This window comes from Pseudomonas sp. GW822-FHT05A08 (assembly GCF_058800485.1).
Map to the genome: position 1 here is coordinate 1,988,942 of NZ_CM179511.1, position 20,417 is coordinate 2,009,358.

At 63.2% G+C, this 20,417-nt stretch carries 23 protein-coding genes; 9 read left to right on the forward strand and 14 right to left on the reverse strand.

Features of this window, described 5'->3' with window-relative positions; genetic code table 11:
* The first annotated feature begins 72 nt into the window (after positions 1 to 72).
* Positions 73 to 639: a nitroreductase family protein gene (locus AC3RCP_RS08970; RefSeq protein ID WP_007929740.1), complete on the forward strand. Its 567-nt coding sequence runs from the start codon at positions 73 to 75 to the stop codon at positions 637 to 639.
* 69 nt (positions 640 to 708) lie between these two features.
* Here the strand turns inward: AC3RCP_RS08970 and AC3RCP_RS08975 are convergent, their stop codons facing one another.
* The 6 genes from AC3RCP_RS08975 to AC3RCP_RS09000 form a co-directional block, all read right to left on the reverse strand.
* Positions 709 to 2,049, reverse strand: coding sequence for a sensor histidine kinase (locus AC3RCP_RS08975; protein WP_492569653.1), 1,341 nt, complete (start codon positions 2,047 to 2,049; stop codon positions 709 to 711).
* A gap of 66 nt (positions 2,050 to 2,115) precedes the next feature.
* Positions 2,116 to 2,553 (reverse strand): LTXXQ domain protein, encoded by a 438-nt coding sequence (locus AC3RCP_RS08980; protein WP_492569655.1) that lies wholly within the window; start codon positions 2,551 to 2,553, stop codon positions 2,116 to 2,118.
* 279 nt (positions 2,554 to 2,832) lie between these two features.
* Positions 2,833 to 3,510, reverse strand: coding sequence for a response regulator transcription factor (locus AC3RCP_RS08985; protein WP_007930075.1), 678 nt, complete (start codon positions 3,508 to 3,510; stop codon positions 2,833 to 2,835).
* A 7-nt stretch (positions 3,511 to 3,517) separates the two neighbouring features.
* Positions 3,518 to 3,928, reverse strand: coding sequence for an SH3 domain-containing protein (locus AC3RCP_RS08990; protein ID WP_101337147.1), 411 nt, complete (start codon positions 3,926 to 3,928; stop codon positions 3,518 to 3,520).
* Positions 3,929 to 4,038: 110 nt separating this feature from the next.
* Entirely contained in the window at positions 4,039 to 4,338 is a 300-nt protein-coding gene (locus AC3RCP_RS08995) for a YciI family protein (RefSeq protein ID WP_087088936.1), read from the reverse strand.
* A 1-nt stretch (position 4,339) separates the two neighbouring features.
* Positions 4,340 to 4,936, reverse strand: coding sequence for a septation protein A (locus AC3RCP_RS09000; protein WP_053260088.1), 597 nt, complete (start codon positions 4,934 to 4,936; stop codon positions 4,340 to 4,342).
* Between the two features lie 87 nt (positions 4,937 to 5,023).
* Between AC3RCP_RS09000 and AC3RCP_RS09005 the strand changes: the two genes are divergently transcribed.
* From AC3RCP_RS09005 to rluB, 5 genes are all read left to right on the forward strand, one after another.
* Complete coding sequence (locus AC3RCP_RS09005; RefSeq protein ID WP_007930079.1) at positions 5,024 to 5,887, forward strand: PHP domain-containing protein; 864 nt, start codon at positions 5,024 to 5,026, stop codon at positions 5,885 to 5,887.
* 13 nt (positions 5,888 to 5,900) lie between these two features.
* A complete protein-coding gene (locus tag AC3RCP_RS09010) occupies positions 5,901 to 6,530 on the forward strand; it encodes an L-threonylcarbamoyladenylate synthase (RefSeq protein ID WP_009042694.1) in 630 nt (209 codons plus the stop codon).
* Positions 6,531 to 7,349 carry a segregation and condensation protein A gene (locus AC3RCP_RS09015; RefSeq protein WP_007930082.1) on the forward strand — a complete coding sequence of 273 codons (819 nt, stop codon included), beginning with the start codon at positions 6,531 to 6,533 and terminating at the stop codon, positions 7,347 to 7,349. It begins immediately after the preceding gene.
* Positions 7,350 to 7,361: 12 nt separating this feature from the next.
* A complete protein-coding gene (scpB, locus tag AC3RCP_RS09020; RefSeq protein WP_492569658.1) occupies positions 7,362 to 8,384 on the forward strand; it encodes an SMC-Scp complex subunit ScpB in 1,023 nt (340 codons plus the stop codon).
* Positions 8,385 to 8,587: 203 nt separating this feature from the next.
* Positions 8,588 to 9,802, forward strand: a complete 1,215-nt coding sequence (gene rluB / locus AC3RCP_RS09025; RefSeq protein ID WP_007930085.1) for a 23S rRNA pseudouridine(2605) synthase RluB — start codon at positions 8,588 to 8,590, stop codon at positions 9,800 to 9,802.
* An 88-nt stretch (positions 9,803 to 9,890) separates the two neighbouring features.
* Here the strand turns inward: rluB and AC3RCP_RS09030 are convergent, their stop codons facing one another.
* Both AC3RCP_RS09030 and AC3RCP_RS09035 read right to left on the reverse strand, forming a co-directional pair.
* The gene (locus AC3RCP_RS09030; RefSeq protein WP_492569660.1) at positions 9,891 to 10,850 is read right to left on the reverse strand and encodes a CgnE/CgnB domain-containing protein; all 960 of its coding nucleotides are present in this window, start codon (positions 10,848 to 10,850) and stop codon (positions 9,891 to 9,893) included.
* 70 nt (positions 10,851 to 10,920) lie between these two features.
* The gene (locus AC3RCP_RS09035) at positions 10,921 to 11,058 is read right to left on the reverse strand and encodes a hypothetical protein (RefSeq protein ID WP_007930088.1); all 138 of its coding nucleotides are present in this window, start codon (positions 11,056 to 11,058) and stop codon (positions 10,921 to 10,923) included.
* Between the two features lie 1,055 nt (positions 11,059 to 12,113).
* On the opposite strand from AC3RCP_RS09035, the gene AC3RCP_RS09040 reads away from it, so the two are divergent.
* Positions 12,114 to 13,535, forward strand: a complete 1,422-nt coding sequence (locus AC3RCP_RS09040; RefSeq protein ID WP_007930090.1) for an amino acid permease — start codon at positions 12,114 to 12,116, stop codon at positions 13,533 to 13,535.
* Positions 13,536 to 13,639: 104 nt separating this feature from the next.
* Positions 13,640 to 14,053 (forward strand): alternative ribosome rescue aminoacyl-tRNA hydrolase ArfB, encoded by a 414-nt coding sequence (gene arfB, locus AC3RCP_RS09045; protein ID WP_007930091.1) that lies wholly within the window; start codon positions 13,640 to 13,642, stop codon positions 14,051 to 14,053.
* Here the strand turns inward: arfB and AC3RCP_RS09050 are convergent.
* From AC3RCP_RS09050 to phhA, 6 genes are all read right to left on the reverse strand, one after another.
* Entirely contained in the window at positions 14,050 to 15,249 is a 1,200-nt protein-coding gene (locus AC3RCP_RS09050; protein WP_101337150.1) for an MFS transporter, read from the reverse strand. The two genes, arfB and AC3RCP_RS09050, sit on opposite strands and share 4 nt — an antisense overlap.
* A 113-nt stretch (positions 15,250 to 15,362) precedes the next feature.
* Positions 15,363 to 15,545, reverse strand: coding sequence for a hypothetical protein (locus AC3RCP_RS09055; protein ID WP_053277930.1), 183 nt, complete (start codon positions 15,543 to 15,545; stop codon positions 15,363 to 15,365).
* 81 nt (positions 15,546 to 15,626) lie between these two features.
* Positions 15,627 to 15,758 carry a hypothetical protein gene (locus AC3RCP_RS09060; RefSeq protein ID WP_007930094.1) on the reverse strand — a complete coding sequence of 44 codons (132 nt, stop codon included), beginning with the start codon at positions 15,756 to 15,758 and terminating at the stop codon, positions 15,627 to 15,629.
* 224 nt (positions 15,759 to 15,982) lie between these two features.
* Entirely contained in the window at positions 15,983 to 17,176 is a 1,194-nt protein-coding gene (locus AC3RCP_RS09065; protein ID WP_087088926.1) for an amino acid aminotransferase, read from the reverse strand.
* Entirely contained in the window at positions 17,176 to 17,532 is a 357-nt protein-coding gene (locus tag AC3RCP_RS09070; RefSeq protein WP_007930096.1) for a 4a-hydroxytetrahydrobiopterin dehydratase, read from the reverse strand. Before AC3RCP_RS09070 ends, AC3RCP_RS09065 begins: the two co-directional genes overlap by 1 nt.
* 69 nt (positions 17,533 to 17,601) lie before the next feature.
* Positions 17,602 to 18,393 (reverse strand): phenylalanine 4-monooxygenase, encoded by a 792-nt coding sequence (gene phhA / locus AC3RCP_RS09075; protein ID WP_007930098.1) that lies wholly within the window; start codon positions 18,391 to 18,393, stop codon positions 17,602 to 17,604.
* A gap of 305 nt (positions 18,394 to 18,698) precedes the next feature.
* Between phhA and AC3RCP_RS09080 the strand changes: the two genes are divergently transcribed.
* Positions 18,699 to 20,264 carry a sigma-54-dependent phenylalanine hydroxylase transcriptional regulator PhhR gene (locus AC3RCP_RS09080; RefSeq protein ID WP_007930099.1) on the forward strand — a complete coding sequence of 522 codons (1,566 nt, stop codon included), beginning with the start codon at positions 18,699 to 18,701 and terminating at the stop codon, positions 20,262 to 20,264.
* The last annotated feature ends 153 nt before the right edge of the window (positions 20,265 to 20,417 follow it).

The following is a 20,417-nucleotide window of genomic DNA, read 5'->3' on the forward strand; positions in this document are numbered from 1 at the left end:
AGAGCATGTAAACCGGCACCCGGAAGGCACTTCCCGGTAGAATGGCCGGACATTTTTTTCAGGAGGTGGCCGATGGAGGCTCTCGACGCATTGCTCAACCGTGTTTCCGTACCGCGTCTGGTGGACCCGGCGCCGACGGCGGCGCAACGCGAAGCGCTGTTCGCGGCGGCATTGCGCGCCCCGGATCATGGTCAGTTGCGGCCGTGGCGCTTTCTGACGGTGGAAGGCGCGGCCCGCGAACAGTTGGGCGAGCTGCTGGTGGAGGCGGTGCAATTGCAGGGGGGCGAAGTGACCCAGGCGGCCCTGGACAAGGCCCGTGCCATGCCATTGCGCGCGCCGTTGGTGGTGGTTGTGGTGGCTCGCCTGCAGGAACACGTCAAGGTGCCGAAGTCGGAGCAACGGTTGGCGGCCGGCTGTGCCGCCCACGGCATCCTGCTGGCGGCCTATGCCCAGGGTATCGGTGCGGTATGGCGTACCGGCGAGCTGTCCTATTCGCCCCATGTCGCCAAGGGCCTTGGCCTGGGCGAAGGTGAAGAGATCATCGCCTTCCTGTATCTGGGCACACCACTGAACGAGCCACGGGTCGCGCCCAAGGTGGATACGGCGGAGTTCGTCAGCGCCTGGTCGGGCAAGGCCTGATCCTAGAGTCGCGGTGTAGCGGATAGCCAATCGCGGGCAAGCCTCGCTCCGACTTGCCCGCGATGCTTTTCAGGCCTGAGCGCTAACGCCTGGCACCAACGGCAACGCCAGGCTGGCGATAAAACCACCCTGCGGATGATTGTCTAGGGTCAGGCTGCCGCCATGGCGTTCCGCGGCACGTCGGGCGATGGCCAGGCCCAGCCCGTGACCCGGCGCGGTCTGGCCCGGGGCGCGGTAGAAGGGTTCCCCCAGCTGGCGCAAATGTTCGGCCTCCACACCGGGGCCGTGATCGCGGACGCTGAGCACGATCCTGTCCCCCTGACGCAATGCCTGTACTTCGATCGGCTGTCCGGCCGGGTTGAAGCGCTGGGCATTGCGCAGCAGATTGTCCACCGCCCGCTCGATCATGGTCGGCCAGCCCTTGAGGCTGAGTTGCGATTCGGCCTGGATGTTCACCGGCTGTTCCGGGCAGGCCAGTTGGGCATCCTTCTGCAGGTTATCGAGCAGGGCGTTGAGGTCCACCTCTTCGGCGCTGGCGTTGTCGGCATCGACCCGGGCCAGCACCAGGATTTCGCTGATCAGCGCTTCCAGGCGATCGCACTCGCGGATCAGGCGCGGCCACAGGCGCTCGCGCTCCTCGACTGTGGCGCGCTCGGCCAGTGCCAGGGCGATGCGCAGGCGCGCCAGCGGCGAGCGCAGCTCGTGGGAGACGTCGCGCAGCAGTTGGCGCTGGCTGCCGATCAGGCTTTGCAGGCGCGAGCCCATGCGGTTGAAGTCCTTGGCCAGCACGCCGAACTCGTCGCGGCGGGCGGCCAGGCGGGCCAGGCTGTTCTGTTGGTAGGTGGCCTGCCCCAGGTCATGCACCGCACCGCGTAAACGGCTGAGGGGGCGGGTGATGGACAGGGTCACCAGCAGGCTGAACAGGGTCAGCACCACCAGCGCGATGGTCAGGGCACTCAGCGGCCACAGCAGGCTGTCGCGGTGCCAGGCGTCCAGTTCCGGATGGGGGATGCGGTAGATCAGCAGGTAGGTCTCGCCGGTTTTCGGGCTGGTGTATTCGGCGGTCAGGCGCCGCCAGGGCAGGCGCCGGTCATCGTTGTTCTGCCGGGCCTCCAAGGCGGCCGCGCGGCGCGGGAAGGTACCACGGACCACCGGGTCGCCGGCGTCGTTGAGCACTTGCACGTTGACGTGATACTGGTGCTTGCGCTGCTCCAGGATCTCCTGGGCGGCGTCTTCGCCTTGTTCTTCGTAGGTGCGCGTCCACTCTTCGGCCAGGGTATTGAGGCCCGGATGGCGACTGAGGATCCAGGCATCCTGGTTCAGCATGTGGCCAAGCAGAATCGACAGCCCTGCAACCAGAGTGATGGCCAGCCAGAAGCTGGCGAGGATGCGCCAGAACAATGAACGCACGGGAAGTCCTCAAACAAGGAAAGCCCAGTGGGAGCGCCACTGGGCTGTGGGATAAGCGCTAAAGCATTATTGCGCTTTTTGCGGCTGTTGCGCTTTCCAGGCCTTGAACTCAGCCCATTCGGCGCGGCGCTCGGCGTGTTTCTTCTGGATGGCGTCAAACTCTTTCTGCTGTTCCGGCTTGAGCAGGGCGCGGATATCGGCTTCGGTTTTCTGGCGCTTGGCGGCGATCTCGTCCTTCATGGCTTTCTGGTCGGCCGGCGACAGTTTTTCCAGGTACTTCTGCACCAGCTGCTTGCGCTCGTGCATCTGCTCACCCATCAGCTTGCGGATCTGCTGGCGCTGTTCGTGGCTCAGGTCCAGCTGGCTGTAAGGGCCTTTGCCCCGCATGTGTTCGCTGTGGCGCGGGCCATCCATCGGCCCCATGGGGCCTGCGCCTTCCGGCATGGCCATGGCCGCGGTCGGCAGGGCGGCGGCGAACATCAGAGCGATCAGGGTCTTGCGCATGGTGTATCTCCTTGTCTCATTCCCGGTCAGTTCCGGATGTGTGCAGATTACGCAGAGCAAGGTCAGCGGCGGTCAGCGAAGGGTAAAGCTTGGGTAAAGACGTTTTTTGGCGAAACTGACATAACCCCTGTAGCCGCTGCCGAGCCCGCGAGGCTGCGAACGACCGGTACGCTCGCGGGGATCTTGCGAATGCAGGACGGCGGCGCCCTATCGCAGCCTGCGGCAGCGGCAGCGGCAGCGGCAGCGGCAGCGGCTGCAGGACCAGGGATCAGTTCAGAGTCAGAGGCTGTAGTAGTAGCCGCGGCTGCGCAGGGCGACGATGCGCGGGCGGCCGTCGGGGTGCGGGCCGATCTTCTTGCGCAGGTTGCTGACGTGCATGTCCAGGCTGCGGTCGTACAGGGTCAGCTTGCGGCCCAGGGCGATCTGCGCCAGTTCCTGCTTGTCCAGCGGTTCGCCCGGTTGCTTGAGCAAGGCTTCCAGCAGGCGGCTTTCGGAAACGGTGAGGGTGATGTCCTGTTCGTCGATGCTGACCACGCCGCGTACCGGGCTGAAACACAGGTCGCCCAGCTCCATCTGGCTGGACACCGCGGTCGGGTGGCTGCGGCGCAGCACAGCGCGCAGGCGGGCGGTCAGTTCACGCGGGTCGCAGGGTTTGGCCAGGTAGTCGTCGGCGCCCAGCTCCAGGCCGAGGATGCGGTCCAGGGGCTCGCCGCGGGCCGAGAGCATCAGCACCGGCAAGTCCGGGTGGTCGCTGCGCAGTTGCTTGAGCAGTTCCAGGCCGCTGCCGTCGGGCAGCATCACGTCCAGCACCACCGCCGCCGGGGCGTGATCGGCCAGGGCGCGACGGGCGCTCAGGCCATCGTGGCAGGCCCGTACCTGAAAACCCTCCTGGCCCAGCCAGCTGGTCAGGAGCTCGCAGAGCTCCTGGTCATCGTCAATCAGTAACAGGTCGCTCATGAATCACTCAATTTAGCCATTGTCGACGCTTTCTATGTCCACCACTGGCGAAGATACCGCAGAGCAGGGCCAATAGCGCTACCCCGGCGCCGGTGACGAACCACTGTTGCTGCTCGGTCAGCAGGCGCGGCACGGAACTGGCCTGGACTTCGCGCAGTTGCAGCTTGAGGCGCTGATTCTCCTGGCGCAGGCGGCTCAGCTGGGCGCTTTCGCGCTCGCTGTCGGCACCCTGCAATTGCCGGGTCAGCTCTTCACGCTGGCGCTCGCTGTCTTTGAGGCGCTGCTGCAATTCGTTGATCTGGCTGCCGGCACTCAGGGACAAAGGCGTCGAATGCCCAGGGTCCGTGGTTTCTTCGGCGGAGGCGCTCGCCCCGATCGTTAACATGACCAACAACAGGCACAACAGACCTTGGCGCATCGCAACTCCTGATTCCAATCGAGTGTTGGGCAGGTTGTCGGCAGTCAAACGAGAATAATGAGCGATTGAGAGCGCGATGAACCGATAAGGTTCACCGCGGGGGAGAGGATTTACGGCAGGACTTGCTTGAACGGCTTGACCACGACGTTGGCATAGACACCGGCGGCGACGTAAGGGTCGGCGTCGGCCCAGGCCTGGGCGGCGTTCAGCGAGTCGAATTCGGCGACGATCAGGCTGCCGGTGAAACCCGCGGCGCCAGGATCATTGCTGTCGACAGCAGGGTGTGGCCCGGCCAGTACCACGCGACCTTCGGCCTTGAGCTGCTGCAACCGCTCCAGATGCGCCGGGCGCGCGGCCAGGCGGTTTTCCAGGGAGTTGGCGACGTCTGTAGCAATGATTGCGTAAAGCATGTCAGTCCTCGGTTTTCGACGTGGTGGGTTCGGTGTCGTGAAGATGGCGCGACAGGTAAATGCCCTGGCCGACCAGGAACAGCACGGTCATGCCCAGGCTGCCGAAGACCTTGAAGTCGACCCAGATGCTCTGGAAGGTGAAGGCGACGAACAGGTTGGCGGCGCCGCAGAACAGGAAGAAGGCGATCCAGGCGATGTTCAGGCGGGTCCAGACCGGATCCGGCAGGCTCAGCGCGTGGCCCATGATGCGCTTGATCAGCAGGCGGTCGCCGATGAAATGGCTGCCGATAAAGGCCAGGGCGAACAGCCAGTTGACCACCGGTGCTTTCCACTTGAGGAAGGTCTCGCTGTGGAAGGCCAGGGTCAGGCTGCCGAACACCAGGCAGGCGACCAGGGTCAGCCACTGGCTTTTCTCCAGCTTGCGCTGGGAGATGAACAGCGCGCCGTAGACCACCAGGGAACTGATGATCAACACCGCCGTGGCGCTGTAGATACCGCCTACGGTCAGTTGTTGACCGGCAATGTCGACGACTCGGGGATCGATTTTGTAGACGATGAAAAACAGGAACAGCGGGATGAAGTCGATGAATTGTTTCACAGTGGCAGCCAGAAGCAGGATGTGGCGGCATAATAACAAACATCCATGGTAGCGAAAGCGCCAGCTGACTTGAGGTTGAACAGTCCCGTGAATGTTGATTTGCACTGCCACAGCACGGCCTCCGATGGCGCCCTGGCGCCCGCGGCTCTGGTTGCGCGTGCGTTCGAGAAAGGCGTGCGAGTCCTGGCCCTGACCGATCATGACACCCTGGAAGGCCTCGACGAGGCGCGCCTGGCGGCCCATGAACTGGGCATGCAACTGGTCAATGGCGTCGAATTGTCCTGCACCTGGGGTGGGGCGACCATTCATGTGCTGGGCTACGGCTTCGACGTCAATGCACCGTCATTGGTCGAAGCCATCGGCAAATTGCACGACGGTCGCTGGCTGCGGTCCGAAGAAATAAGCCGCAAGCTGGCGCTCAAAGGAATGCCGGGCGCCCTCGAAGGGGCCCGGGCGATCCAGCAGGAACTGGGCGATAGCGGCAATGCGCCGGCCCGGCCGCACTTCGCCGATTACCTGGTGCGCGCCGGTTTCGTGAAGGACCGCGCCGAAGCTTTTCGCAAATGGCTGGGGGCCGGCAAGCTGGGCGACGTCAAGCAGCACTGGCCGACCCTCGAGGAAACCGTCGAGACGTTGCGCGCGGCGGGGGCCTGGGTCAGCCTGGCGCATCCCTGGCATTACGATTTCACCCGCAGCAAACGTCGCCGCCTGATTGCCGACTATATTCAAGCAGGTGGCCACGCGATCGAGGTGGTCAACGGCCATCAACCCGCCGAGCAGGTGGGCAGCCTGGCCATCCTTGCTCGGGAGTTCGGTCTGCTGGTGAGCGCCGGCAGTGATTTTCATGGCCCTGGAGGCTGGTCCGAGATAGGCGAGTATCGCCCTGTTCCGGAGGATCTGCCGCCGCTCTGGTGTCGGTTCAAACATGACCCAATTATTGCCGCCGTCTGAACAGGTAGAGAATGTGAGTCAATTTTTCCAGATTCATCCGGAAAACCCGCAACCGCGCCTGATCAAACAGGCTGTCGAAATCATCCGCTCAGGGGGCGTGGTGATTTACCCGACCGACTCGTCCTACGCCATTGGCTGCCAGATCGGCGACAAGAGCGCGGTCGAGCGCGTGCGGCGCCTGCGGCAACTGGATGACAAACACAACTTCGCGCTGATCTGCAGCGACCTGTCGCAGCTGGGTCTGTTCGCCAAGATCGATACCGGCACCTTTCGCCTGCTCAAGGCGCATCTGCCTGGGCCTTATACCTTCATCCTCAACGCCACCCGCGAAGTGCCGCGGCTGTTGCTGCACCCGAAGAAACGCACCATCGGCCTGCGGGTGCCGAGCCATCCGATCGCCCTGGCGCTGCTGGCCGAACTCGGCGAGCCGCTGATGAGCGTCAGCCTGATCATGCCCGGCGAAACCGAGCCGATGAACGACCCTTATGAAATGCGCCAACTGCTCGAGCATCAGGTCGACCTGATCATCGATGGCGGTTTTGGCGGCATCATGGCCTCCACCGTGATCAACCTGGCCGATGGCGAGCCGGAAGTGATCCGTATCGGCTGCGGCGACCCGGCTCCCTTCATGGTCGAGGCCTGAATGTCCGCAGTGGAACACGTCGACGACCAGGCCGGAGCGCAGCAGGAGCTGCCCTTTGCGATGGTTTATGGCCAGGCGGTCATGGAAATGCCGCTGGACCTGTACATCCCGCCGGACGCCCTGGAAGTCTTTCTCGAAGCCTTCGAAGGCCCGCTCGACCTGCTGCTGTATCTGATCCGCAAACAGAACATCGACATCCTCGACATCCCGGTGGCGGAAATCACCCGCCAGTACATGGGCTATGTCGAGTTGATGCAGTCGGTGCGCCTGGAACTGGCCGCCGAATACCTGGTGATGGCGGCCATGCTCGCCGAGATCAAGTCGCGCATGCTGTTGCCGCGCTCGGCCGAGGTGGAAGAGGAAGAGGAAGACCCGCGCGCCGAATTGATCCGTCGCCTGCAGGAGTACGAGCGCTTCAAGGCCGCCGCCGAAGGCATCGACGGCCTGAGCCGGGTCGGCCGCGACGTCATAGTGCCCAAGCTCGACGCCCCGGAAGCCCGGGCGCGCAAGTTGTTGCCGGATGTCGCCCTGGAAGAGGTGCTGATGTCCATGGCCGAGGTGTTGCGCCGTGGCGACATGTTCGAAAGCCATCAGGTCAGTCGCGAGGCGCTGTCCACCCGCGAGCGCATGAGCGAGGTGCTGGAGCGGCTCAAGGGCGGTGGTTTTGTGCCCTTTGTCGAGCTGTTCACCGCGGAAGAAGGACGCCTGGGGGTGGTGGTGACCTTCATGGCGATCCTCGAACTGGTCAAGGAATCCCTGGTCGAGCTGGTACAGAATGAGCCCTTCACGGCTATCCATGTGCGGGCACGAGCCGAATAACGAGCTGAAACAATGAATCTGAATGAACCCCGCGAGCTGGCGCCATTGCTTGAAGCCTTTCTGTTGGCCTCGGGAAAACCGCAATCCATGGAGCGCCTGTTCGAACTTTTCGAGGAAGGCGAGCGGCCGGACCCCGCGGTCTTCAAGAAGGCCCTGACCATTCTGGGCAAGTCCTGCGAGGGGCGGGCCTTCGAACTCAAGGAAGTGGCCTCCGGTTATCGCCTGCAGGTGCGGGAAAAGTTCGCGCCCTGGGTCGGCCGGCTGTGGGAAGAACGGCCCCAGCGTTACTCCCGGGCGATGCTGGAAACCCTGGCGCTGATCGCCTACCGTCAGCCGATCACCCGTGGCGAGATCGAGGATGTGCGGGGCGTGGCGGTCAACAGCCAGATCGTCAAGACCTTGCTGGAGCGCGAGTGGATTCGGGTGGTCGGCTACCGTGACGTGCCGGGCAAGCCGGCGATGTTCGCCACCACCAAGGCATTTCTCGATCACTTCAACCTGAAGAACCTCGACGACCTGCCGCCGCTGGCCGAGCTGCGCGAGATCGAGACCGAGCCGGTCCTCGACTTCGACGACGTACCGGTGCCCGCCAGCCTGCAAGCCCTGGCCGACGCCAGCGCCGAACCGGAAGAGCCGAAGGAAGAGACCAGTTTCCACACCTTGCTGCTGGAGCTGGACTCGATGGAGGAGGGGATCAAGACCGACTTCGACGATCTGCATCGCGATGGCGCGGTGGATTCGTCCGGGGACGATGTGATTGCCGGCGCCGAGGTGGGCGCCGAGATCAGGGCCGAAGCGCACACTCGTGCCGAAGCCGAAGTACAAGTCGAGCACGATACCGAACTCGAAGCGGACGCCGACGACGAACAGGAAGTCGATGACGATGTGCTCGGCGTCGCCGAAGCCCGCGCCAAGCTGCTGGCCGCCGTGGCGGCACTGGAACCGCCGGCTCCGGAACTGAGCGACGAAGAGGCCGAAGCCCTGGCGCTGGCCGAGGCCATCGAGAACGAAAGACGCCTGCTCGAAGACGATTGAGACGCCTCGGTCGCCCAGGTGCCTGCGCTGCCACCGGCCAGCGGAAAAATCGGTAGGCCACCACTTATCGGCTAGTCTCTGATGCGCAACCGACGCCATGAGCGTATGATTCGCGACCCTTTGGCGATCCCTTCGCCACAAGACCTGTTTTTATTACTGTTCAGGCCGCTCAAGCCTGAATCGACACACCGGGAGGTGCCCAGATGAGTGAAGATCAGCAAGACCAACAGGAAATCGGCCCAGCAGGCGAAAAGCTGCAGAAAGTCCTCGCCCGTATCGGTGTCGGCTCGCGCCGTGACGTAGAGTCCTGGATCAGCCAGGGCCGGATCAAGGTCAATGGCAAAGAGGCCACCCTTGGCCTGCGCGTCGACCTGCACGACGCCATCTCCATCGATGGCAAGGTGATCAAGCGCGAAGAGGCGTCCGAATCGGTCCGCCGCGTGATCATGTACAACAAGCCCGACGGCGAAATCTGCACCCGTGACGACCCGGAAGGCCGCCCGACCGTGTTCGACAAGCTGCCGCGTCCGCGAGAAGGCCGCTGGATCAATATCGGTCGCCTCGACATCAACACCACCGGCCTGCTGATGTTCACCACCGACGGTGAGCTGGCCAACCGCCTGATGCACCCGTCCTATGAAATGGACCGTGAGTACGCGGTACGTGTGCGTGGCGAAGTCGACGACGAGATGATCGAGCGCCTGAAAGCCGGCGTGATGCTCGAAGACGGCCCGGCCAAGTTCACCGACATCCAGCAGGCGCCCGGTGGTGAAGGTTTCAACCACTGGTACCACTGCGTGGTGATGGAAGGCCGCAACCGTGAAGTACGTCGCCTGTGGGAATCCCAGGGCCTGGTGGTCAGCCGCCTGAAGCGCGTGCGTTTCGGTCCGGTGTTTCTCAACTCCGACCTGCCGATGGGCCGCTGGCGCGAAATGAGCCAGTACGAAGTGGACGTCCTCAGCGCCGAGGTTGGCCTGACGCCGGTGGCGATGCCGCAGCTCAACGCCAAGAGCAAGGACAAGCTGGAACGCATGCAGCGCAAATCCTCGCGCCCGGTGGGCAAGAGCGAGCGCGTGCGGACTCTGCGTCCGGCCCATGGCGCGCCTGCTGCTGGTGCCCCGCGCCCGTCGCGCGAGCCGCAGATCGAAGGCGAGCGTCCAGGCCGCAAGCCCGCGCCACGCCAGGATGGCGAGCGCGCTCCACGGGCGCCGCGTCCGGCTGCCGGTCGGGGGGAATCGGGTCGTGGTACGCCAGTGGCGGATCGTCCGAGCGACACCAAGCGCCCGGCCAAGCCAGCGCCGAAGTCCAAGCGTCCGGGCATCGTCCTGGTCGACAAGGACGCACCGTCGGGCAAGCGCCGTGGCGCCCCGGCCGGTTCCGGCCAGCGCCCGGGGTTCGGTCGCCGCAAGCCCGAGTGAGGCAGCCTTGAGCCGCAAGCTGTAAGCGACAAGAAAAAACGCCAACCTCAGGGTTGGCGTTTTTTTTTGCCTCTATGTAGCCGCTGGCTCAGAACACGAACCTGCCATCGAACACCGGCTTGTCGTCCAGCGCCAGCACCCCGCTGGCAAAGATCAGGTCCAGGTGATGGCTGCCCTTGGCGCCACCGCCCAGCCCCAGGTGCAGGCCGCAATGGCGCTCCTCGAAACCCGAGTTGCGCGCGTAGAGGTCTTTCACTCCTTCGTTGGTGCCGATGCCCAGTTCCTCGATGCGCCGGTTGGATGGGTTGGCATCCAGGTATTTGTTGAAGTCCTCCGCCAGCCCCGGCACGTCGGTGGCGATGCGGCTGATGGTGGAGTTGTCGATCCACAGTTCCAGCGGCGATTGCAGCACGCCGTACTTGCGCGCGAAGGGGATGGTGCCGAGGAAGGTGCCGACGAATTTCACCCGGCCATTGATGGCCTCGCTGTGGCTGGCGATTTCTCCGGGCGCCAGGTCGTAGTTGCCCACGCCGTTGATGTTGGTCCACTTCTTGATGCTGTCCAGCGGTGCTTCGAAGTACGAGCCGTGGTCGTCGCGAAAGCTCAGGGTGGTGGCCTCGGACATATGCTGGATCAGGGTCGCGTTGAGCTCGGCGATGCGTTGCGGCTCGACGCTGAAGGTGTCGTAGAAGTAGTCGCCGTAGTCCTTGAACAGCAGCGACTTCTTCCAGTTCTCGGCCATCACGCCCTGCAGCGCCTGGATGAACTCCGGGCCTTGCGGGCGGGGCGGCGAGAGGGTGGAGGAGTCGTAGAAGAAGATATACAGATCGCAGTCGGCGATGGCCTGGGCCAGCGCCGAGGTGGGTTCGAGGTCGAGGTGCAGGGCTGTGAAACTGAAGGGCTCACCGGCCTGCTCGATGATGGCGGCGCTGGTGGCGGCATATTCGGCGGTGTGGCCGATCAGGACCCTGGCGCTCTGGCGCTCGGCCAGGGCCGGATGGTGTTCGAGGTAGTAAAGGAAATGCCGGATGGCAGCGGTGTTGTCCATGGATCCTCCCTGACAGACAGCGGATGGAGGCAGGGGCGACCGCCGGGCCGCTCCTGCCTGAAGGCCCTTTTTACAAAGGCCACATCGCCGTGCCGAACGGTACTACCGCGTCGGCCTGCATCATTTCCACCGCGGCCTCGTGGGTCGCTGCTTCAAACCAATCGTCCAGTTGCAGTTCAGTGTCCAAGTCTTTTTCCAGTGCTTGCATCGTGAATCTCCTAGATGACTTTTTCGGATAAAAGCAGTTTCGGATAAGCAGTCGGTGAGACGGCTCGGGCGTTCTACGGGGAGTGCTTGAAAGCCCCAACTGCTCAACGTGGCCGCTCGGCTTGCCAGGGGTGTGGTCCGGCAAGTGGCTGGAAACCTAGTCCAGGGTTTTTTGAAATGCAAAAAAATAATTGAATTATTTTTATTGAACTTTTTGTTCTGTTTTTGTGCTGGAAAATTATCAAGAAAAAACAAAAAGCTGAGCGAGCAGACAGATAAAAAAGCGCTGGCCGTCAATTTGCAGTCGCCGATGTCACTGATCTGAAGTGGAAAAAATACGTTCCGCCTTGTAAAGAAATGCTTACGAAAAACCCGCTATCGATTCATCGAATCGACCCTTGTTCGGCGCTGTAAGAAAAACCTTCCGTTGTTGCCTCGATACAGCCCGCCGCCGGGCTCCAAGCCGCTTGTTCCGCGGCCTCAAGGCAGGTGTGATGCAGCCCATGCCTGTGTGCAGGTGCATAACAAGAAGGAGGCGCAATGAACGCCGTGGCTCACCTCAACCGATTCCCTCCGAAGGGCGATTGCTGTCGTACCTTCGTCGACGACCCCGACGGGTCTGTCCCGAACCTTGCCGCCGATGCCGAGCATCGAGCTGGCCCCGTGCGATTCCGGCACCCGACGCGCTGATAAGCCGCGTCTGGCGGCAGGGAGTCAGGGGTGTACAATGCGCGGCGTTTTAACTGTGACCCAACTGCGTATCCGCGCATTTTGCGCCTCAACGACTGGTTTCGACGCGTGACGAGCTCTGGCTCGAATGCTCGAGACACGCTCCCAAGGCCAATAATCTCAAGGCTATCCGCCTTGTTCACTCCGCCACGTCACAAGCGTGGTGGGTTCGATTTCGTCACAGATAAAAACAAACAGGTGACGCATGACCGTTAAACAAACGCTGAACTCCTGGTGCCTGCGCTGGGGTTTGATCCGCGCTGCTTAAGCCTGCTGTCGGCTGCAACGTCTATCGAACATCATCAAACCTTGCGTGAGACCCTTTTCATGAGTGGACAAAACTCGCATTCAGGCGAGCTGAAGCGCGGCCTGAAAAATCGCCATATTCAACTGATCGCCCTGGGCGGCGCGATCGGTACCGGATTGTTCCTGGGCTCCGCCGGCGTGCTCAAGTCGGCCGGGCCGTCGATGATCCTCGGCTACGCCATCTGCGGCTTCATCGCTTTCATGATCATGCGCCAGCTCGGCGAGATGATCGTCGAAGAGCCGGTGGCCGGTTCCTTCAGCCATTTCGCGCACAAGTACTGGGGCGGTTTCGCCGGTTTCCTGTCGGGCTGGAACTGCTGGATTCTGTACATCCTGGTGGGTATGTCGGAGCTGACCGCGGTCGGCAAGTACGTGCACTACTGGTGGCCGGACGTGCCGACCTGGGCCTCGGCTGCGGCGTTCTTCGTGCTGATCAACCTGATCAACCTGGCCAACGTCAAAGTCTTCGGTGAAGCCGAGTTCTGGTTCGCGATCATCAAGGTGGTGGCCATCGTCGGCATGATCGCCCTGGGCAGCTACCTGCTGGTCAGCGGTCACGGCGGCCCGCAGGCTTCGGTGAGCAACCTGTGGGAGCACGGCGGGTTCTTCCCCAATGGCGTCAGCGGCCTGGTGATGGCCATGGCGATCATCATGTTCTCCTTCGGCGGCCTGGAGATGCTCGGGTTTACCGCGGCCGAGGCCGACAAGCCGAAGACCGTGATTCCCAAGGCCATCAACCAGGTGATCTACCGCATCCTGATTTTCTACATCGGTGCCCTGGTGGTGCTGTTGTCCCTGACCCCATGGAACAGCCTGCTGGAGACCCTGAATGCCTCCGGCGATGCCTACAGCGGCAGCCCGTTCGTCCAGGTGTTCTCGATGCTGGGTAGCGATACCGCGGCGCACATCCTCAACTTCGTGGTCCTGACCGCGGCCTTGTCGGTGTACAACAGCGGCACCTACTGCAACAGTCGCATGCTGCTGGGCATGGCCGAGCAGGGCGACGCGCCGAAAGTCCTGGCGAAGATCGACAAGCGCGGCGTGCCGGTGATGTCGATCCTGGCCTCGGCGGTGGTGACCTTCGTCGCCGTGGTGCTCAACTACCTGATCCCGCAGCACGCCCTGGAGCTGCTGATGTCGCTGGTGGTCGCCACCCTGGTGATCAACTGGGCGATGATCAGCTACTCGCACTTCAAGTTCCGCCAGCACATGAACCGCACGAAACAATCGCCGTTGTTCAAGGCGCTGTGGTACCCCTACGGCAACTACGTCTGCCTGGCGTTCGTAGTGTTCATCCTCGGCATCATGCTGATGATCCCGGGCATCCAGATCTCGGTGTACGCGATTCCGGTCTGGGTCGCTTTCATGTGGGTCTGCTACGGCATCAAGAACAAGCGCAGCGCGCAGCACAGCCTGCAGGCGGCCAACGCTTCACTGAAGTGAGGCTCGCGCGGTAACGGAAAACCCGGCTTTGGCCGGGTTTTTTGTGGGCGCTGCAAATCCGCAGGCGCGGTATCCTGAACGCCCTGAAAGCGGATGCCTTTTCCATGCTGGTGATTTCCAACAACGTGCATCTGCCGGATGCCGAGATCGAATTGACCGCCATTCGCGCGCAAGGCGCGGGTGGGCAGAACGTCAACAAGGTCTCCAGCGCGGTGCACCTGCGCTTCGACATTCCGGCCTCGTCGCTGCCGCCGTTCTACAAGGAGCGGTTGCTGGCGCTGCGCGACAGTCGCATTACCAGCGACGGGGTGATCGTCATCAAGGCCCAGCAATACCGGACCCAGGAGCAGAACCGCGCCGATGCCCTGGAGCGTCTGGTGGAGCTGATCCTCGGCGCCATCAAGGTGGAGAAGAAGCGTCGGCCGACCAAGCCGACCCTGGGCTCGAAGACCCGGCGCCTGGAGTCCAAGAGCAAGCGGGGCAACATCAAGGCCGGTCGCGGCAAGGTCGACTACTAACGCTCGCTGCGCTCCTCGCGATACTTCGGCGCCTGGCGGTACAGGTAGAGGCTCAGCAGCAAACCGCTGCAGGCGGCGAGGGCGGCGAACAGGAAGATCGAGGCAAAACCGAAACCGGCGGCGATCGCCCCGGCCAGCGGTCCGGTGATTCCCAGTGACAGGTCGATGAACAGCGAATAGGCACCCACCGCCGCGCCACGGCTGGAGGCGGGAACCAGGTTGACCGCTTCCACCCCCAGCGCCGGGAACACCAGGGAGAAGCCGAAGCCGCTCAACGCCGCGCCGGCCAGCGCCCAATGGGCATCCGGCGCCAGCCACAACAGCAACAGGCCCAGGGTTTCCACCGACAGGCAGGCGATTGCCACGCGAAAGCCGCCGAGGCGGTTGATCAGGTTGCCGAACAGCAGGCGCGCGCCGATAAAGCTGGCGCCGAACAGGCTCAGGCACAGCACCGCGTTGGACCAGTTCTGGGTGGCGTAATACAGAGTGATGAAGGTGGCGATGGTGCCAAAGCCGATCGAGCCCAGGGCCAGCCCGCAGCCGTGAGGGAACACCCGGCCCAGGACATGGATGAACGGCAAGCGCTCGCCGGCGACGATCGGCGCCGCCAGTTTCGGCCAGGCCAGCGCCAGGCCCAGGAGCGCCAGGAGGATGATGCTCACGCCCATGCTCCACAGCCCCAGGCGATCCACCAGCAACACCCCCAGCGGCGCGCCGACGGCCAGTGCGCCATAGCTGGCGATGCCATTCCAGGAAATCACCTTGGCGGTGTTCTGCGCGCCGACGCGGCCGATGCCCCAGCCGATGGAGCCCGAGCCCACCAGGCTCTCGGCGCTGCCCAGCACCAGGCGCCCGACCAGCAGGCTGGCCAGGCTCAGCACCGGCAAGCTGTGCAGCCATGCCGACAACAGCATGAACACACCGCTCAGGCCGCAGCCGGCCAGGCCGTACATCACCGCGCGCTTGCTGCCCAGGTTGTCGATGATCTTCCCGGCATAGGGGCGGCTGAGCAGGGTGGCCAGGTATTGCACGCTGATCACCAGCCCGGCGATCACCGCGCCAAAGCCCAGCTCGCTGTGCACGTATCCCGGCAGCACGGCCAGAGGGATGCCGATGTTCAGGTAGCCGATAAAGGTGAAAAGGACGATGGAGACGACTTGCAGCGTGACCGCCAAGGGGCGCTGGGTATCTGGCATGGGAAAGGTCCACGGACGCGGCAGAGATAGATAGGCTGCTTATGATACCGAGGGTTGAAACGATTCAGGTGGAGAAATCGATGGGTTGGCGCAAGTTTTTGCGCGCCACGGGTTCAGGCTTGGGCTGGGGCCAGCAATTGCGTGGTGACCAGGGCGGCCAGGGCGTTTTCCTGGGTGCCGAAGCGGGCCAGCAGGGCGGCCTGTTTTTCCGGCGTCAGGCGGTTCCAGATCTCGATCATCTTTTCGGCGGTGCCGATCAAAACGCTGGCTTGGGTTTCGCTGAAGGCGTCGGTCATGGAGGCGGTTCTCGAAAGCGGGTTTCAGGCGGTGTGGAAAGCGCATCAAAGAGCGCTTTCCACACGGTCTGGGTGTTGCGGTCAGTCTTCGCTGTCGGCCTTGTGACCGGGTGCGGCTTCTTTCGGCTCGGGCTGTTGGGCGCCGGCTTGTTGCGGGGTTGTCTGCTCAGTTTCGTGCAGGCTTGGGAAGGGGAGATTAGGAATCTCGTGCATGTTCGTTGCTCCTCGCAAGGTCTGTTTTTTAAATCGCTGGGTAGATCCGCGCTTTTAAAAAGCCTGGGCAGGATACAGCACTGGAAATGACAAAAAGATTTTTATCACGGCTTTTAGGATGAAAGGAGTTTCATCGGACGGGGGATCATTGAAGAGCATCGCGAGCAAGCTCGCTCCTACAGGCAGGTGCTTTTGTAGGAGCGAGCTTGCTCGCGATCAGGGTGTCACTTGCAGACTTCGGCGATGGCTTCGGCCAGCAGGTCCAGGCGGGTGGCGTCGATGCCAGCGACGTTGGCCCGGCCGGAGCTGACCATGTACACGCTGTGCTGATCGCGCAGTTTGCCGACCTGTTCCGGCGTCAGGCCGGTGTAGGAGAACATCCCGCGTTGCACGCCGATGTGGGCGAAGCGCTCGGCCAGGCCGAAGGGTTGCAGCGCCTCCACCAGGCCTGAACGCAACTGGGCGATGCGCAGGCGCATGGCTTCCACTTCGTCGGCCCAGAGGCTTTTCAGCTCCGGGTCGCCGAGGATGGTGGCGACCACCGCGGCGCCGTGATCCGGCGGGGTGGACCACAGGTTGCGGGCGATGTGGGCCAGCTGGCTGCGTACGTCCAGCAGCTTTTCCGCGTCCCGGGTGCAGACGATCAGCGCGCCGGTGCGGTCGCGGTACAGGCCGAAGTTCTTCGAGCAGGAACTGGTGATCAGCAGCTCGGGCAGTTCGGCCGCGAACAGGCGGACCGCCCAGGCATCCTGCTCCAGGCCGTCGCCGAAGCCCTGGTAGGCGAAGTCGATCAGCGGCAGGAGGTTGCGGCTGCGCACCACGTCCAGCACCCGATGCCAGTCGTCGTGGCTCAGGTCGAAACCGGTGGGGTTGTGGCAGCAAGCGTGCAGCAGTACCACGTCGCCCTTGGGCACCTGGTTCAGGGTCGCCAGCATGGCCTCGACGTCGAGGCGGTTGTCGCTGCCGACGTAAGGGTAGTGGCTGACCTGGATGCCGGCGGCGGCAAAGATGGTTTCGTGGATCGGCCAGGTCGGATTGCTCAACCACACGCCACGGCCCGGCAGGCAGTGGGCGATGAAGTCGGCGCTCAGGCGCAGTGCGCCGGTGCCGCCCGGGGTCTGGGTGGCGCCGGCGCGGCGTTCGGCGATCAGTTGCGAATCGGCGCCCAGCACCAGTTCATTGATCACCTTGCCAAAGGCCGCGTCGCCGTGGCCGCCGATGTAGATCTTGGTGGTCTGCCGGTCGACCAGGCGCTGCTCGGCCAGCTTGACCGACCGAGGGATCGGCGTCAGGCCCTGGGAATCCTTGTAGACACCGACGCCGAGGTCGAACTTGCGTGGGTTGCTGTCCGACGCATAGGCCTCCATCAGGCCAAGAATCGGGTCGCCGGGTACTCGGCCTATGGCGTCGAAATGCATTACTTGCGTCCTTCTGCGGTCTTGGCCACTTCGTCGGTGCGAGCGGCCATGATGAAGTCGTTGCGGTGCAGGCCCTTGATGGAGTGGCTCCACCAGGTCACGGTGACCTTGCCCCATTCGGTGAGCAGGCCAGGATGATGACCTTCTGCCTCGGAAATTTCACCCATTGCGTTGGTAAAGGCCAGGGCGAACTTGAAGTTTTTGAACAGGAAGACTTTTTCCAGTTGCATGACGCCATCGCGCACTTCGATGTTCCAGTCGGGGATCTGCTTGATCAGTACCGGCAGTTCTTCGTCGCTGACTTGTGGGGCATCGGCGCGGCAGGCTTCGCAATGGGCTTGGTTGAGAGCGGTCATGGTGGGTTCCTGAAATCGGTTCTTGTTGGAAATTACGGGTTTTATGAGCGCCGCGCGAGGGCAGGGCGCTCAGGCCGCCTTGGGTTTGGGCGGAAACTTGGGGGCGTGCAGGCCCATCTGCATGCCCTGGTGCACCAGGGCCATGATGTCTTCATGGGCCAGGTCGAACAGGCGCTTGAGGTTGGGCAGCACAAAGTAGATGGGTTGCAGGATGTCGATGCGGTACGGGGTGCGCATCGCTTCCAGCGGGTCGAAGGCCTGGTGCTCGGGCACGTCCGACAGGCAGTAGACGGTTTCCTTCGGCGAGGAAAGGATGCCGCCGCCGTAGATGCGCTGGCCTTGCGGGGTGTCCAGCAGGCCGAATTCGATGGTCATCCAGTACAGGCGCGCCAGGTACACCCGTTCTTCCTTGGTGGCCTGCAGGCCGAGCTTGCCGTAGGTGTGGGTGAATTCGGCGAACCAGGGGTTGGTCAGCAGCGGGCAGTGGCCAAAGATCTCGTGGAAGATGTCCGGCTCTTGCAGGTAGTCCAGTTCTTCGCGGGTACGAATAAAGGTCGCGACCGGAAACTGTTTGCTGGCGAGCAATTCGAAGAAGGTCTGGAAGGGAATCAGCGCCGGCACCCGGGCGACCTGCCAGCCGGTGGTTGCGCCCAGCACCTTGTTGATTTCGCCCAGCTGCGGGATGCGGTCGTGGGGCAGGCCGAGTTTCTCGATGCCGTCCAGGTATTCCTGGCACGCGCGACCCTCGATCACTTTCAACTGACGGGTGATCAGGGTGTTCCACACCGCGTGTTCTTCATCGGGGTAGTGGATAAAACCTTGCGCGTCGGGCTCGCGGGCCACGTACTGCGTCTGCTTCATGCTGCTCTCCTGTCAGGGGCTGCTTCTTGTTATCAGTTGACGCTAGAGATAACCCAAGGTTGCAGCCCATGCAGCAGGTTGACGTGAACGTAATGGGCGGATCAGGGCTGATTTCGTAAAGTTTTCGTTACGAAAGCGTTGCGGGTCCGCTATTACTGAGAATAGTCGATTTGAAAAGGCCGGCGACTGTCACATAATCTTGACGATTATCTGCGTCACACCGCAGAAAGTTCCTGTCGAACGGTGCCAAAAGTGCCGCTTTCTGGCATTCACGCCCTCTATTACCTGTCTCGGGCCTTCCTTCTATGCGTATCAAAGTCCACTGCCAGAATCGCATCGGCATCCTGCGCGACATTCTCAACCTGCTGGTGGAGTACGGCATCAACGTGGCCCGGGGCGAGGTGGGCGGGGAGCATGGCAATGCCATCTACCTGCATTGCCCGAACCTGATCAATCTGCAGTTCCAGGCATTGCGGCCGAAGTTCGAGTCGATCGCCGGGGTGTTCGGGGTCAAGCGGGTCGGGCTGATGCCCAGCGAGCGACGGCACATGGAACTCAATGCCTTGCTCGGGGCCCTGGAGTTTCCGGTGTTGTCCATCGACATGGGCGGTTCCATCGTCGCCGCCAACCGCGCGGCGGCGCAACTGTTGGGCGTGCGGGTGGACGAGGTGCCGGGGATTCCACTGTCGCGCTATGCCGAGGATTTCGACCTGCCGGAACTGGTACGGGCCAACAAATCGCGGATCAACGGCCTGCGGGTCAAGGTCAAGGGTGACGTGTTTCTGGCGGACATCGCGCCGCTGCAATCGGAGCACGACGACAGCGAGGCCATGGCCGGCGCGGTGCTGACGCTGCACCGCGCGGACCGGGTCGGCGAGCGCATCTATAACGTGCGCAAGCAGGAACTGCGAGGCTTCGACAGCATCTTCCAGAGCTCGAAAGTCATGGCCGCGGTGGTCCGTGAAGCGCGGCGCATGGCACCGCTGGACGCGCCGCTGCTGATCGAGGGTGAGACCGGCACCGGCAAGGAACTGCTGGCGCGCGCCTGCCACCTGGCCAGCCCGCGCGGGCAATCGCCGCTGATGGCGCTCAACTGCGCCGGCCTGCCGGAATCCATGGCCGAGACCGAGCTGTTCGGCTACGGGCCGGGGGCCTTCGAAGGTGCGCGGGCCGAAGGCAAGCTCGGGCTGCTGGAACTGACCGCCGGCGGCACGCTGTTTCTCGATGGGGTGGGCGAGATGAGCCCGCGCTTGCAGGTCAAGCTCCTGCGTTTTCTGCAGGACGGCTGCTTCCGTCGGGTCGGTAGCGACGAAGAGGTGTACCTGGACGTGCGGGTGATCTGTGCGACCCAGGTCGATTTGTCCGAGCTGTGCGCCCGCGGCGAGTTCCGCCAGGACCTGTATCACCGCCTCAACGTCTTGTCGTTGCACATCCCGCCGCTGCGCGAGTGCCTCGACGGCCTGACACCGCTGGTGGAGCACTTCCTCGACCAGGCCAGCCGGCAGATCGGCTGCGCCTTGCCCAGGCTGGCGCCAGCGGCCATGGAGCGCCTCAGTCATTACCACTGGCCGGGCAACGTGCGGCAGCTGGAAAACGTGCTGTTCCAGGCGGTGTCCCTGTGCGACGGCGGTACGGTGAAGGCCGAGCACATCCGCCTGCCGGACTATGGCGTGCGCCAACCCCTTGGTGACTTCTCCCTGGAAGGCGGGCTCGACGACATCGTCGGGCGCTTCGAAAAGGCGGTGCTCGAACGCCTGTATTCCGAGCACCCCAGCAGCCGCCAGCTGGGCAAGCGCCTGGGCGTGTCGCATACCACCATCGCCAACAAACTGCGCGAATACGAAGTCGGCAAGAACACCGACGAAAACTGAATCCTGTAGCCGCTGCCGCAGGCTGCGATCGGCTGCGCAGCAGGCGCCAGACCTTAAGTCTGCGATCGGGTCGAGGTCATGCCTTGCCAGCCTTGCGAGTCCTGCGGCCTCGATCGCAGCCTGCGGCAGCGGCTACAGGAGCAGCGGCGAGGC

Coding starts and splice junctions, on each gene's coding strand:
- AC3RCP_RS08980 (WP_492569655.1), bottom strand. CDS start 2,553: ATGCGCAAGACCCTGATCGCTCTGATGTTCGCCGCCGCCCTGCCGACC.
- AC3RCP_RS09050 (WP_101337150.1), bottom strand. CDS start 15,249: ATGCCAGATACCCAGCGCCCCTTGGCGGTCACGCTGCAAGTCGTCTCC.
- AC3RCP_RS09065 (WP_087088926.1), bottom strand. CDS start 17,176: ATGCATTTCGACGCCATAGGCCGAGTACCCGGCGACCCGATTCTTGGC.
- AC3RCP_RS08970 (WP_007929740.1), top strand. CDS start 73: ATGGAGGCTCTCGACGCATTGCTCAACCGTGTTTCCGTACCGCGTCTG.
- arfB (WP_007930091.1), top strand. CDS start 13,640: ATGCTGGTGATTTCCAACAACGTGCATCTGCCGGATGCCGAGATCGAA.
- AC3RCP_RS09070 (WP_007930096.1), bottom strand. CDS start 17,532: ATGACCGCTCTCAACCAAGCCCATTGCGAAGCCTGCCGCGCCGATGCC.
- AC3RCP_RS09055 (WP_053277930.1), bottom strand. CDS start 15,545: ATGACCGACGCCTTCAGCGAAACCCAAGCCAGCGTTTTGATCGGCACC.
- rluB (WP_007930085.1), top strand. CDS start 8,588: ATGAGTGAAGATCAGCAAGACCAACAGGAAATCGGCCCAGCAGGCGAA.
- AC3RCP_RS09015 (WP_007930082.1), top strand. CDS start 6,531: ATGTCCGCAGTGGAACACGTCGACGACCAGGCCGGAGCGCAGCAGGAG.
- AC3RCP_RS09030 (WP_492569660.1), bottom strand. CDS start 10,850: ATGGACAACACCGCTGCCATCCGGCATTTCCTTTACTACCTCGAACAC.
- AC3RCP_RS09060 (WP_007930094.1), bottom strand. CDS start 15,758: ATGCACGAGATTCCTAATCTCCCCTTCCCAAGCCTGCACGAAACTGAG.
- AC3RCP_RS09035 (WP_007930088.1), bottom strand. CDS start 11,058: ATGCAAGCACTGGAAAAAGACTTGGACACTGAACTGCAACTGGACGAT.
- AC3RCP_RS09040 (WP_007930090.1), top strand. CDS start 12,114: ATGAGTGGACAAAACTCGCATTCAGGCGAGCTGAAGCGCGGCCTGAAA.
- AC3RCP_RS08985 (WP_007930075.1), bottom strand. CDS start 3,510: ATGAGCGACCTGTTACTGATTGACGATGACCAGGAGCTCTGCGAGCTC.
- phhA (WP_007930098.1), bottom strand. CDS start 18,393: ATGAAGCAGACGCAGTACGTGGCCCGCGAGCCCGACGCGCAAGGTTTT.
- scpB (WP_492569658.1), top strand. CDS start 7,362: ATGAATCTGAATGAACCCCGCGAGCTGGCGCCATTGCTTGAAGCCTTT.
- AC3RCP_RS08990 (WP_101337147.1), bottom strand. CDS start 3,928: ATGCGCCAAGGTCTGTTGTGCCTGTTGTTGGTCATGTTAACGATCGGG.
- AC3RCP_RS09080 (WP_007930099.1), top strand. CDS start 18,699: ATGCGTATCAAAGTCCACTGCCAGAATCGCATCGGCATCCTGCGCGAC.
- AC3RCP_RS08995 (WP_087088936.1), bottom strand. CDS start 4,338: ATGCTTTACGCAATCATTGCTACAGACGTCGCCAACTCCCTGGAAAAC.